Raw genomic sequence first — 13,293 nt, 5'->3', positions numbered from 1 at the left:
GGTAATTTAAAGTGCTATACCATCAATCTTCCATAACCCACGGAAAAGATAAGAAAAATGGGGATGCTCCCTTTTCTCAACAAGGGCCCGAAAGCCATGCTTGGGCTCGATATTAGCTCCACCTCGGTCAAGTTGCTCGAACTGAGTCGCAGTGGCGACAAATACCGGGTGGAAAGCTATGCAACCGAGCCTCTGCCACCCAATGCGGTGGTGGATAAAAATATCAATGATGTGGGGGCGATTGCCGAAGCCATCCGCAAGGTGGTGCGCCGGTCCAAGACCCGTCTGCGCCAGGCTGCGGTGGCGGTGTCCGGTTCTGCGGTCATCACCAAGACCCTGGATATGCCGGCGGACTTGAACGACGACGCGCTGGAGGCTCAGATCGCGCTGGAGGCGGATCAATATATCCCCTACCCACTGGACGAGGTGAACCTGGACTTTGAAGTACAGGGGCCGTCCGAGAAGGGTGAGGGGCAGGTTGAAGTGTTGTTGGCAGCCTGCCGCAGTGAGAACGTGGAGCAGCGTATTTCGGCGCTGACCGAGGCGGATCTGCAGCCCGGTGTGGTGGATGTCGAAGCCTACGCCATTGAGCGCGCCTACACCCTGCTGGATAACCAGTTCCCTGCGCAGGAGCAGCTGGTGGTGGCGGTGATCGATATCGGCGCCACCATGAGTGCGCTTTCCGTGATGGTGGACGGGCGCACCGTGTATACCCGCGAACAGCTGTTTGGTGGCCGCCAGCTTACCGACGAGATTCAGCGTCGCTACGGCCTGTCCGCCGAAGAGGCCACCCTGGCCAAACGTCAGGGCGGCAGTGGCCTGCCGGACGATTACTATCCGGAAGTGCTCGAGCCGTTCCGCGACGCAGTGGTTCAGCAGGTGACCCGCTCACTGCAATTCTTCTATTCCTCAACCTCATACAGCGATGTGGACTACATCCTGTTGGGCGGCGGTGTCGCCGCAATGGAGGGGCTCGCCGAGCTGGTAGGTGAAAAGCTCAACAAACCCACACTGGTGGCCAATCCCTTCCGGGGTATGAGTGTCGCCTCGCGGGTGAATCGCCAGGCCCTGGCGAGCGAGGCGCCGTCCCTGATGATTGCCGCCGGCCTCGCCATGCGCGAAAGAGAGTTCTGATTCCATGGCAAAAATTAACCTACTCCCCTGGCGCCAGGAATTCCGCGCGCAGAAACAGAAAGAGTTCCAGCAGGTCGCGGTACTGGTGGTGATTGCGGCCGGCTTCTCCGTGTTTATGTGGATGAAGACGGTGGACGCCCAGATTGCCAATCAGAATGAGCGCAATCAGCTGCTGAATACCGAGATCACTGCGCTGAACAAGCAGGTGCGTGAGATCAAGGATCTCAAGAAGCGCCGGCAGGAACTGATTGACCGCATGCGCGTGATTCAGGAGCTGCAGGGCAACCGTCCGCTGGCGGTGCGCTACTTCGATGAGATGGTGCGTGCGGCACCGGAAGGTCTGTGGTTGACCAGCCTCAAGCGCTCCGGTCGGACCCTCCAGATTTCCGGTGTTGCGGAATCCAATAACCGGGTTTCCTCGTTTATGCGCAGTCTGGACCAGTCCGAGTGGTTCCAGTCGCCGAATCTAACCGGTGTGACGGCCAAGCCGGAGTTCGGTGAGCAGGCCAGTGCGTTTGAAATGACGGTCAGTGTCAGCGGCCGCAAAAAAGAAGAGGGCGCTGATGGCGCCAATAGTGGAGCGTAATCGTGGCGCTTGAAGATACCCTCAAACAGCTCAATGAGCTGGATATCAACGATATCGACTTCTCCCGTGTCGGTGTCTGGCCCCTTGCTGGCCGGATCGCACTGTTGGTTGTTATTGCCGCGGCGCTCATTGGCGGTGGCTACTTCTTCATGATCAAGGATCGCTACGGCCAGCTGGATTTCGCCGCCAACAAGGAGCGTGAGCTGTTTACCCAGTTCGAGCGCAAATCCTTTGAAGCGGCCAACCTCGAAGCCTATCGCGAGCAGCTGGCGGAAATGGAAGAGACCTTTGGCGCGCTGTTAAAGCAGTTGCCTAAAGACACCGAGGTGCCGGGCCTGCTGGAAGACATCGATGAATTTGGCCGCGGCAGTGGTCTGACGATTCAGAAGGTCGCGCTGGAAGGGGAGCAGGTTGGCGAGTTCTACGTTGAACTGCCGATCCGCATCGAAGTGCAGGGGGGCTACCACGAATTTGGTGCGTTTATCTCCGGTATCGCCGGCATGCCGCGTATTGTGACGCTGCACGACTTCGATATCAAAACCAGCAAAGATGGCGCCGCACTGTTGAATATGGTGGTAAACGCCAAGACCTATCGCTACAAGGATCAGGGAGAGGAAGGATGAAAAAATACTTCGCTCTGACCGCCGCAATGCTGGCCCTTGCAGGCTGTAGTCTGGATGGGAATCACAGTGATCTGCGCCAGAAGATGGCGGCGGTGAAACACAAGCCCAAGGGACAGATTGAACCGATCCCAACATTTACCCCATACAGTCCCTATGTCTACAGCGCTGCGGCCATGCGCAGCCCGTTTATTCGCCCGGTACTGGAAGCGGATCAGCGCCTGGTAGGGCGCAAACTGGATGTGGCGCCGGACACGAACCGGCAGAAAGAACTGTTGGAACGCTTCCCGTTTGATGCACTGTCAATGGTTGGCACACTGTCGCGGGGCGGGCAGTTATGGGCGCTGGTAAATGATGGCGAGGGGGGGATCCATCGCATCACTATCGGCAATTACATGGGTAAAAACCACGGGCGTGTGGTCAACGCCTCATCGTCACAACTCGATGTATTGGAAATTGTGCCGGACGGCACCGGCGGCTGGATTGAACGGCCGCGGGCTCTGACTTTGGAAGACAAGGACAACTAAAAATGATCACCAAGCAACTCGCCAGTGTATTGGCATGGGGAGCCAATAGGCTGCCGCGCGCGAAAGCGTTGCTGCTGGGCCTGATGATTCTGCCGCTGGCGGCGCCGTCTATGGCCAGCCAGCTGAATGACATCCAGTTCTCCGAGCTGCCGGGAAGCCGCCTGCAGCTGCGCCTCACCTTCAGTGATGTGCCGCCGGAGCCCACCGGTTACACCATCGAGCAGCCCGCGCGTATCGTGATGGACTTCGCCGGGGTGGAGAGCGTACTGCCACAGAAAAAGTACAGCATGGATATCGGAGCCGCGCGCAGCGCGGTAATTGTGTCCGGTGAGGACCGTACCCGCCTGATTCTGAATCTGGATGAGCTGCCGGTGTATACCAGCGAGCGCGTTGGCAATCAGGTGGTACTGGAAGTGGGCGCTGATGCTGCCACTACCGCTGCGGTAACCACGGCGCCGGTGCACAGCAGCACCAATATCGGTGGCAACGCCCAGTTCAAGCCTGCGGGCAATGTAGGTATCGACAATGTGGATTTTCGTCGCGGTGAAGGCGGTGAGGGCAAGGTCATTGTCAGCCTGAGCGATCCGGCGGTGAATATCGACGTGGAGCGCACCCGTGGCAAAATCGTACTGACTTTCCTCGGTGCCGAGCTGCCGCCGTCGCTACGTCAGCGTCTCGACGTTACCGATTTCGCCACTCCGGTAAACGCCATCAGTGTGGACTACGACGGCCGCAATACGGTGATCACCGTCGACCCCCATGATGGCGAATACGACTACCTGGCCTACCAGGCGGACACCGAGTACGTGCTGAGCGTAAAACCGCTGACCGTGGCTCAGGTTCGTGAGAAGGAAAAAGAATTCCAGTTCACTGGCGAAAAACTGTCGCTGAACTTCCAGGACATCGAAGTGCGCTCGGTGCTGCAGCTGATCGCGGACTTTACCGACCTCAATCTGGTGGCCAGTGATACCGTTCAGGGCCGCATTACCCTGCGCCTGGACGGTGTGCCCTGGGATCAGGCGCTGGAGCTGATTCTGAAGGCCAAAGGTCTCGACAAACGTCAGGAAGGCAATGTGATCATGGTGGCACCGGCAGCGGAAATTGCCGAGCGCGAGCGCCGTGAGCTGGAAACCCGTAAACAGCTGGAGGAGCTGGCGCCGCTGCGTACCGAGTATATCCAGATCCGTTATGCCGATGCCCGGGAGCTGTTTACCCTGTTTGCCGGTAACCAGGGTGGCCAGGGTGGCGGTTTTGGGCAGGGTAGCTTTGCTGGCGGCCAGGAGCAGCAGGACGGCCGCAGCATTCTGTCCTCCCGCGGTAGCGCCATTGTCGATGAGCGCACCAACACCATTATCCTGACCGATACCGAAGAGAAGATCGCCCAGTTCCGCGACCTGATCGGTGCGATCGATATTCCGATTCGCCAGGTAATGATCGAAGCGCGTATCGTGACCGCGAATACCGACTTCGAAAAGAGCCTGGGGGTACGCTGGAGCTATCTGGAAGATCACAATATCAGTGATGATTCGATCGGTATCGGCTCCGGCTCACAGCTGCCAGGAATTTCTGACGGTGACGGCAATGGCCCGGACCTGTCTGCACCGCAAACTCTGCACGATCCTATGCTGGTGGATCTTGGGGTCAGCAACCCCGCCGGCAGTGTGGCCTATGCCATCCTGAAGGAAGATTTCCTGTTGGGTCTGGAGCTGTCTGCCCTGGAGGACGTGGGTAAGGCGGAGATCGTCTCCCAGCCCAAGGTGGTGACCGGTGACAAGCAGGAAGCGAGCATTCGCTCCGGTGTGGAAATCCCCTATCTGGAAGCGACGTCTTCTGGTGCGGCATCCGTGACCTTCAAAGAGGCGGTGCTCCTGCTGAACGTCACGCCGCAGATCACCCCGGATGACAACATCATCATGAACCTGAACATCGACCAGAATAGTGTCGGTGAGCTGTTTACCAACGTGATCACCGGGGCACAGATTCCGGCCATCAATGTGAACTCTCTGCAGACCAAAGTACTGGTGGCCAATGGTGAGACCATTGTGCTGGGTGGTATCTTCGAGGCAACGGCGATCGAGGGTGAGGTGAAGGTGCCGGTTCTGGGAGATATTCCCTTCCTGGGTCACCTGTTCAAAACCACCACCAAACAGGAAGACAAGCGCGAACTGCTGATCTTTATCACCCCGCGGATCATGCAGGACGAGTTCCTCTCCTTCAGCAAGTGATTACCCAGCCCATCTTTCTTGTCGGTCCCATGGGGGCCGGCAAGTCCACCATCGGCAAATTACTGGCAGCCCAGCTCGGGCTGCCTTTTGCCGATTCGGATAAAGTGCTTGAAGACCGCACCGGCGCCGATATTCCCTGGATCTTTGATGTGGAAGGGGAGGCGGGCTTCCGCCGTCGCGAAAGTGAGGTGCTGGCGGAACTGTGCAATGGGGAGACCCAGGTGGTGGCCACGGGTGGCGGTATCGTTCTGATGCCGGAAGACCGCACCTTGCTGAAAGGACAGGGCTTTGTGGTCTATTTGCGGGCCAGCCTCGACCAATTGGTAGAGCGCACTTCCAAAAACAGCAACCGGCCGCTATTGCAGGTGGAAGATCCGCGGGCAAAACTGGCGGAAATTCTCCAGCAGCGCGAGGCGTTTTACGCGGAAGTAGCGGATCTGGTATGTGATACCGACCACTGTACCCCCAAGCAGGCGGCACAGATGGTGGCGGACCGGTTGCAAGGGGAAGACGTCGGCTGACGCTGGTCCCCGGTTCCAATCACCTTTATTACCCTTGCTTCGATTTTCCCCTCACTTTTATTCCGTGCACGTTAGGGAGTAACCATGCACCGTCTGAACGTTGACCTGGGCGAGCGCAGTTATCCGATTCTGATCGGTTCCGCGCTGTTAAATGATCCATCCCACTTTGAACAGGCCATTCGCGGCAACCAGGTACTGGTCGTCACCAATGAAACCATTGCACCGCTGTATCTGGAAAAGGTGCTCGCGAGCCTGCGGGGCTTCGCCAAAGTGGATTCCATTCAGTTGCCGGACGGTGAAGCCTTCAAAACACTGGATACTCTGAACCGGGTATTCGACACCCTGCTGGAAAAGCGCCACGACCGCTCCACTACTATTGTCGCGCTGGGCGGCGGTGTTATTGGTGATATGAGTGGTTTCGCTGCCGCCTGCTATCAGCGGGGGGTGGATTTTGTGCAAGTGCCGACCACGTTGCTGTCCCAGGTGGATTCATCGGTGGGCGGCAAAACCGGTGTGAATCACCCACTGGGGAAAAACATGATCGGTGCCTTCTACCAGCCGCAATTGGTACTGATCGATATTGATACCTTGCGTACCCTGCCGGATCGCGAATTGTCAGCGGGTATTGCCGAAGTCATCAAGTACGGCATGATCTGCGACCAGCCATTTTTTGAGTGGCTGGAACAGAATATGCACAAACTATTGGCGCGGGATCCTCAGGCGCTGGCGTACGCGGTGAAGCGCAGCTGTGAAGACAAGGCGGCGGTGGTCGCCGACGACGAACGGGAGTCGGGCCGTCGCGCCATTCTCAATTTCGGTCATACCTTTGGCCACGCTATCGAAGCGGTACAGGGTTACGGTAAATGGCTGCATGGAGAGGCAGTGGCGGCGGGTATGGCGATGGCGGCCGAGCTGTCGCGTCTACGCGGGTGGGTTGGCGAAAACGAAGTCCAGCGCTTACGCACCCTGCTAAGTCAGGCGAATTTGCCGCAACAATCCCCCGAAGATATGACCGTCGACGATTACCTGAGCGCGATGTCTGTGGATAAAAAGGTGCAGGATGGCAAATTGCGTCTGGTATTGCTCGGGGCGTTGGGGGATGCACAAATTATCGACGATACGCCCAGGGAGCAGCTGATAGAGGCCCTGCGCGCCTGCGGTGCTCGATGACAGTTTTGTAGTTTTACTACCAAAGTGAGGATTCTTTGACGGCAGTGGGTGTCAAAAGAAGATAAATCGGTTAAACCTGCCGCCAACAGCGGAAAAAACTGGCGAATCTTGCAATTGCAGGGGGGCACGAGTAATATTGCGCGCCCCCTCGGTGAAAGCCGGGGATATGAGCCGATAACAACAAGCGCAGGCTCGCATAAAGCGAGTAACCCCAAGCCCCTCACGCGGGCTTTTTTTGTCATTGGGGTACAGAAAATTTAGTGACATCTGCGGCACTTTTGGCTTGAGAGTAGATAAATATACCCCCTGGGATAGCCGTCCGGCTGTGAACTGATTGTCAATGCGCGCAAGCGGGCGGTCAGGGCGTACGGGGGAGCGATAACACTTTGAGGAATTCTATGGGTAGCGGTCTGTATCGATTGGATGAGTTCAAAGATAACTGTGGCTTTGGACTGATCGCCCACCTGAAGGGGCAAACCAGCCACAAGTTACTGCAGACAGCGATTGAGTCGCTGACCTGCATGACTCACCGCGGCGGTATTGCCGCCGATGGTAAAACCGGTGACGGCTGTGGTCTGCTGTTGCAGAAGCCAGACGGTTTTCTGCGCACCGTGGCCAAGGAACAGTTTGGCCAGGGTCTGACCGACCTGTACGCGGTCGGCTCTATCATGCTGCCACTGGACGAAAGCGAAGCCGCCAGCGCCCGCGCGATTCTGGAAGCGGCGGTGCACGAGCAGGGCCTGCGTGTGGCTGGCTGGCGCGTGGTGCCCACCAACGAAGATTGCCTGGGGCCCATTGCCAAGGAGAGCCTGCCGCGCTTCGAGCATCTGCTGATTAACAATGCTGATGCCCCACTGGAGCAGCAACAGTTCAATGCGCGTCTTTTTGTCGCGCGGCGCAAGGCCGAGCAGCAACTGACAGAGGCCACCTATATTGGCAGTCTGTCCACATCGGTGCTGTCCTATAAAGGCCTGATGATGCCTGCAGACCTGCCGGCTTTCTTCCCGGATCTGGCAGACCCGCGTCTGGAAACCGCCATCTGCGTGTTCCACCAGCGCTTCTCCACCAACACCATGCCGCGCTGGCCGCTGGCACAGCCGTTCCGCATGCTCGCCCACAACGGTGAAATCAACACCATTACCGGCAACCGCAACTGGTCTGTGGCGCGTACCAACAAGTTCATTACCGATCTGCTGCCGGAGCTGTCCGAGCTGAAGCCGCTGGTGAACCGCGTCGGTTCCGACTCCTCCAGCCTGGACAATATGCTGGAGCTGCTCACCGTTGGCGGTATCGATATGCATCGCGCCATTCGCATGCTGGTACCACCGGCGTGGCAGAACGTGGATACCATGGACTCGGACCTGCGCGCCTTTTACGAATACAATTCCATGCATATGGAACCCTGGGACGGCCCCGCCGGTCTGGTATTGACCGATGGCCGTCACGCGGTATGTACCCTCGACCGCAACGGCCTGCGCCCGTCCCGCTGGGTGATCACCAAGGACGACTTCATTACCGTGGCGTCGGAAGTGGGCACTTACCAGTACGACCCCGCGGATGTCGTGGCCAAGGGGCGTCTGGGGCCGGGTCAGATCCTGTCCGTGGATACCCTAAAGGGCGAGCTGCGCCATACGGAAGATGTGGACGGTGAGCTGAAAAAAGCCCAGCCCTACAAAAAGTGGATGAAGGAAAAGGCGCGGCGCATCCGTTCCACCCTGGTCACGGCGCCGGTGGATAACAACTTCTCCATCGACCAGTTCAAGGTTTACCAGAAGCTGTTCAGCTCCTCCCTGGAAGAGCGTGACCAGGTCATCCGCCCGCTGGCGGAAGCCGGTCAGGAAGCGGTGGGCTCCATGGGCGACGATACGCCCATGGCGGTATTGTCCGAGGGCAACCGCTGTCTGTACGACTATTTCCGTCAGCAGTTTGCGCAGGTGACCAACCCGCCCATCGACCCGCTGCGGGAAACCATCGTCATGTCCCTGGAGACCTGCCTGGGCCGTGAAAAATCCGTATTCGAGGAAACCGTCGAACACGCCGACCGCGTGATCCTGTCTTCCCCGGTACTTTCGCACATGAAATACACCGCGCTGCTGGATCTGGGGCGCGAAGAGTTCACCGCGAAAGTCTTCGATCTGAATTACGACCCAGCACAGCTGGATCTGAAAAGCGCCATCGAGAAACTGTGCAGTGATGTCGCGGAATCCGTGCGTGAGGACGGTACCGTGATCGTGGTGCTGTCGGATCGCGACATCGAAGAGGGCAAGCTGCCCATCGACGCGCTGATGGCCACCGGTGCAGTGCACCACCACCTGGTGCACAACGGTCTGCGCTGCGACTCCAATATCGTGGTGGATACCGCCACCGCGCGCGACTCTCACCAGCTGGCCTGTCTGATTGGCGTGGGCGCCACCGCGGTGCACCCGTATTTCTCCTACAGCATCATCAATCACCTGATCGAAACCGGTGAGCTGCTGCTGGACGCCGCCACCGCGCAGAAAAATTACCGCAACGGCATCATCAAGGGCCTGCTGAAGATCCTGTCGAAGATGGGTATCTCCACGATCGCTTCCTACCGCGGCGCGCTGCTGTATGAGCTGGTGGGCCTGTCTCAGGACGTGATCGATCTGTGCTTCCCGGAAGCCCCCGCCCGTGTACTGGGCGCCGGCTTTAAAGAGCTGGAAGACGATATGCGCGCGCGCGCGCAACTGGCATGGAAACCGCGCAAGAAAGTCTCGCCTGGCGGCCTGCACAAATTCGTTTACGGCGAGGAGTACCACGCGTTCAACCCGGATGTGGTGAAGGCGTTGCAGGAAGCGGTACGCACCGGTGACTACGGCGCCTGGCGCGATTACGCCACCCTGATCAACCAGCGTCCGGTCGCCACCCTGCGCGACCTGCTGGGCCTGAAAAAAGACGTGCAGCCCATTCCCCTGGATGAAGTGGAGCCCGCGGAAAATATCCTGCGCCGCTTCGACTCCGCCGCCATGTCCCTCGGCGCCCTGTCGCCGGAGGCCCACGAGGCGCTGGCCCAGGCCATGAACCGTCTGGGTGGCCGCTCCAACAGCGGTGAGGGCGGTGAAGACCCGGTGCGTTTCGGCACCGACAAGGTCTCCAAGATCAAACAGATCGCCTCCGGCCGTTTCGGGGTGACCCCGCACTATCTGGTTAACGCCGAGGTGCTGCAGATCAAGGTTGCCCAGGGTGCCAAGCCCGGTGAGGGCGGACAGCTGCCCGGCGGCAAAGTGAACGAGTTAATCGCACGCCTGCGCTATTCCGTGCCCGGTGTGACCCTGATCTCGCCGCCGCCGCACCACGATATCTATTCCATCGAGGATCTGGCGCAGCTTATTTACGACCTGAAACAGGTCAACCCGGATGCGCTGGTCTCGGTGAAGCTGGTATCCCGCCCCGGTGTCGGCACCATTGCCGCGGGTGTGGCCAAGGCCTACGCGGACCTGATCACCATCTCCGGTTACGACGGCGGTACCGCGGCGAGCCCGATTACCTCCATCCGCTACGCCGGTTCCCCCTGGGAGCTCGGCCTGGCGGAAACCCATCAGACCCTGCGCGCAAACGACCTGCGCGGCAATGTGCGGGTACAGACCGACGGCGGTCTGAAGTCCGGTCTGGATGTGGTCAAGGCGGCCATGCTGGGTGCCGAGAGTTTCGGCTTCGGCACCGCGCCCATGGTGGCGCTGGGCTGTAAATACCTGCGTATCTGTCATCTGAACAACTGCGCCACCGGTGTTGCCACCCAGAACAAGGATCTGCGAGACGAGCACTACATCGGCACCGTGGAAATGGCGATGAACTTCTTCAGGTTTGTAGCCGAAGAAACCCGCGAGTGGATGGCGAGCCTGGGTGTGCGCACCATGGATGAACTGGTGGGCCGCGTGGATCTGCTGGAGACGCTCGAAGGCCGCACCGCCAAGCAGAAGACGCTGGATCTGTCACCGCTGCTGCACACCGATCCGCTGCTCGACAGCAAGCCGCAAACCTGTCAGCTGGCCAAGAACGAGCCCTGGGACAAAGGTCTGCTGGCGGAGCGCATGGTGAAAGAAACCCTGCCCGCGATCGAAAACCTGGCCGGTGGCGAGTTCAGCTTCAAGCTGACCAATTGCGACCGCTCCATCGGTGCGCGCCTGTCCGGCGAGATCGCCAAGCGCCACGGCAATCAGGGCATGGTGGACGCGCCGATCAAACTGCGTCTCTCCGGTGTTGCCGGTCAGTCCTTCGGCGTGTGGAACGCCGGCGGTCTGGAGATGTACCTGGAAGGCGATGCCAACGATTACGTGGGCAAGGGCATGGCCGGCGGCAAGCTGGTGATCCGTCCACCCAAGGGCAGCGAATTCGCCTCTCAGGAAACCAGCATTGTCGGTAACACCTGTCTCTATGGTGCCACCGGCGGCAAGCTATTCGCTTCCGGCTGCGCCGGTGAGCGCTTCGGTGTGCGCAACTCCGGTGCCTTCGCAGTCGTGGAAGGCGCGGGTGATCACTGCTGTGAGTACATGACCGGCGGTATGGTCGCGGTGCTGGGCAAGACCGGGGTCAACTTCGGTGCCGGTATGACCGGTGGCTTTGCCTATGTGCTGGATATGGATCGCGACTTCTTCGACAAGTGCAACCACGAGCTGATCGAGCTGCGTCGCATCAGCAGCGAGGCCCTGGAGGAATACCAGAGTCACCTGCGCGAAGTGATCGAAGAGTTCGTTGCCGAAACCGGCAGCGCCTGGGGTGCGGAGTTGCTGGACAACTTCGACGACTACCTCAACAAATTCTGGTTGGTGAAGCCGAAGGCTGCCAGCCTCGCCGGACTGCTGTCCGATGTACGCAAGCGCGGCGAATAAGGGGGATATTTACTTATGTCACAGCGTCTGAACAACGATTTTCAGTTTATCGACGTGGGCCGAGTGGACCCCGCCAAGAAAGACATCATCACGCGCACCAACCAGTTCGTGGAGATCTACCAGCCGTACACCGAGAAGCAAGTGGCCAGCCAGGCCCACCGTTGTCTGGACTGCGGTAACCCCTACTGCGAGTGGAAGTGCCCGGTACACAACTACATTCCGAACTGGCTGCGCCTGATCAGCGAGGGCAACATCATGGAAGCAGCGGAGCTGAGTCACCAGACCAACTCCCTGCCGGAAGTGTGTGGCCGCGTGTGCCCGCAGGATCGCCTGTGTGAAGGGGCCTGTACCCTGAACGACGGCTTCGGTGCGGTGACCATCGGCAACGCCGAGAAATACATCACCGATACCGCCTTCGCCCTGGGTTGGCGCCCGGATCTGAGCGCGGTGAAGAAGACCGACAAGCGCGTCGCCGTGGTCGGTGCTGGGCCCGCGGGCCTCGCCTGTGCGGACGTGCTGGTGCGCAATGGCGTACAGCCTGTGGTATTCGACAAGTACCCGGAAATCGGCGGCCTGCTGACCTTCGGTATCCCGGAGTTCAAACTGGAAAAATCCGTGATGCAGCAGCGTCGCGCGATCTTTACCGAGATGGGCGTGGAGTTCTGCCTGGAAACCGAGATCGGCAAGGACATCACCTTCGACCAGTTGATGGCCGACTACGATGCGGTATTCCTGGCGATGGGCACCTACAACTACATGAAAGGCGGCTTCCCCGGTGAAGACCTGCCGGGTGTGTACGATGCGTTGCCGTTCCTGGTGGCCAATGTGAATCGCAATCTGGGCTTTGAGAAGAGCCCGGAAGATTTCATTTCGGTGGAAGACAAGCGCGTTGTGGTTCTGGGTGGTGGTGATACCGCGATGGACTGTAACCGTACTTCCATCCGTCAGGGTGCCAAGCGCGTGACCTGTGCTTACCGTCGTGACGAGGAGAACATGCCAGGTTCCCGCCGCGAGGTGGCGAATGCGAAGGAAGAGGGCGTTCGCTTCCTGTTCAACCGCCAACCGGTAGAAATTGTCGGTGACGGTAAGGTGGAAGGCGTTAAGGTGGTAACCACCAAGCTCGGCGAGCCCGATGAAAACGGCCGTCGTCGTCCGGAAGTGGTGCCCGGCTCCGAAGAGATCATCCCTGCAGATATCGTACTGGTAGCCTTCGGCTTCCGCCCGAGCCCTGCTGAGTGGTTCGGTGACCACAATATCGAAGTGGCCGACTGGGGTGGCGTTGTTGCGCCTGAGAAGCAGGAATACAAATTCCAGACTTCCAACGAAAAAGTCTTTGCCGGTGGCGATATGGTTCGCGGTTCTGACCTCGTTGTTACTGCTATCTGGGAAGGGCGTCAGGCTGCCGAGGGAATCCTCGATTTCCTCGAGGTTTAATACTGGATTTGTGGTCCCGATAGTTGGGTTTTGTGGCGGTGCTGCTACCGAGAAAGGTTTGCCAGACACGCCGTGAACCCATCCATGGGGGCTCTTCCGCGAGGTCCCTCTCGCGGAAGGTCTGGCAAACCTTTCTCGGTATCAGCACCTTCGATTCTGGCTGCAGTGTTTAACCCGAGCCACGGACGGGTTTCTCCGTGGCTCCAAACGTCTCAATAGTCTGATG

Annotated in this window: 9 protein-coding genes; all 9 read left to right on the top strand. The window is 59.0% G+C overall.

The window, feature by feature from the left end; genetic code table 11:
- Positions 1-57 precede the first annotated feature (57 nt).
- The 9 genes from LRR79_RS02010 to LRR79_RS01970 all read left to right on the top strand — a co-directional run bounded on the left by LRR79_RS02010 (position 58) and on the right by LRR79_RS01970 (position 13,067).
- On the top strand, positions 58-1,134 hold the full coding sequence (locus tag LRR79_RS02010; RefSeq protein ID WP_231758760.1) for a pilus assembly protein PilM: 1,077 nt from the start codon (positions 58-60) through the stop codon (positions 1,132-1,134).
- A gap of 4 nt (positions 1,135-1,138) precedes the next feature.
- Complete coding sequence (locus LRR79_RS02005) at positions 1,139-1,720, top strand: PilN domain-containing protein (RefSeq protein ID WP_043319714.1); 582 nt, start codon at positions 1,139-1,141, stop codon at positions 1,718-1,720.
- Positions 1,721-1,722: 2 nt separating this feature from the next.
- Positions 1,723-2,343 (top strand): type IV pilus inner membrane component PilO, encoded by a 621-nt coding sequence (locus LRR79_RS02000; protein WP_231758759.1) that lies wholly within the window; start codon positions 1,723-1,725, stop codon positions 2,341-2,343.
- Complete coding sequence (locus LRR79_RS01995) at positions 2,340-2,867, top strand: pilus assembly protein PilP (protein ID WP_231758758.1); 528 nt, start codon at positions 2,340-2,342, stop codon at positions 2,865-2,867. The genes LRR79_RS02000 and LRR79_RS01995 overlap by 4 nt, the downstream gene beginning before the upstream one ends.
- Positions 2,868-2,869: 2 nt before the next feature.
- On the top strand, positions 2,870-5,092 hold the full coding sequence (pilQ, locus tag LRR79_RS01990; protein WP_231758757.1) for a type IV pilus secretin PilQ family protein: 2,223 nt from the start codon (positions 2,870-2,872) through the stop codon (positions 5,090-5,092).
- The gene (gene aroK, locus LRR79_RS01985; protein ID WP_231759966.1) at positions 5,092-5,613 is read left to right on the top strand and encodes a shikimate kinase AroK; all 522 of its coding nucleotides are present in this window, start codon (positions 5,092-5,094) and stop codon (positions 5,611-5,613) included. Before pilQ ends, aroK begins: the two co-directional genes overlap by 1 nt.
- An 84-nt stretch (positions 5,614-5,697) precedes the next feature.
- Positions 5,698-6,783, top strand: coding sequence for a 3-dehydroquinate synthase (gene aroB, locus LRR79_RS01980; RefSeq protein WP_231758756.1), 1,086 nt, complete (start codon positions 5,698-5,700; stop codon positions 6,781-6,783).
- Positions 6,784-7,181: 398 nt separating this feature from the next.
- On the top strand, positions 7,182-11,633 hold the full coding sequence (gltB, locus tag LRR79_RS01975) for a glutamate synthase large subunit (RefSeq protein WP_231758755.1): 4,452 nt from the start codon (positions 7,182-7,184) through the stop codon (positions 11,631-11,633).
- Between the two features lie 15 nt (positions 11,634-11,648).
- Entirely contained in the window at positions 11,649-13,067 is a 1,419-nt protein-coding gene (locus LRR79_RS01970; RefSeq protein ID WP_231758754.1) for an FAD-dependent oxidoreductase, read from the top strand.
- Positions 13,068-13,293: the final 226 nt, after the last annotated feature.

The organism is Microbulbifer elongatus (genome assembly GCF_021165935.1).
GTDB classification, from domain to species: domain Bacteria; phylum Pseudomonadota; class Gammaproteobacteria; order Pseudomonadales; family Cellvibrionaceae; genus Microbulbifer; species Microbulbifer elongatus.
This window is presented reverse-complemented; position numbering and strand designations above follow the sequence as displayed.

Coding starts and splice junctions, on each gene's coding strand:
- LRR79_RS02010 (WP_231758760.1), top strand. CDS start 58: ATGGGGATGCTCCCTTTTCTCAACAAGGGCCCGAAAGCCATGCTTGGG.
- LRR79_RS02005 (WP_043319714.1), top strand. CDS start 1,139: ATGGCAAAAATTAACCTACTCCCCTGGCGCCAGGAATTCCGCGCGCAG.
- LRR79_RS01995 (WP_231758758.1), top strand. CDS start 2,340: ATGAAAAAATACTTCGCTCTGACCGCCGCAATGCTGGCCCTTGCAGGC.
- pilQ (WP_231758757.1), top strand. CDS start 2,870: ATGATCACCAAGCAACTCGCCAGTGTATTGGCATGGGGAGCCAATAGG.
- aroB (WP_231758756.1), top strand. CDS start 5,698: ATGCACCGTCTGAACGTTGACCTGGGCGAGCGCAGTTATCCGATTCTG.
- gltB (WP_231758755.1), top strand. CDS start 7,182: ATGGGTAGCGGTCTGTATCGATTGGATGAGTTCAAAGATAACTGTGGC.
- LRR79_RS01970 (WP_231758754.1), top strand. CDS start 11,649: ATGTCACAGCGTCTGAACAACGATTTTCAGTTTATCGACGTGGGCCGA.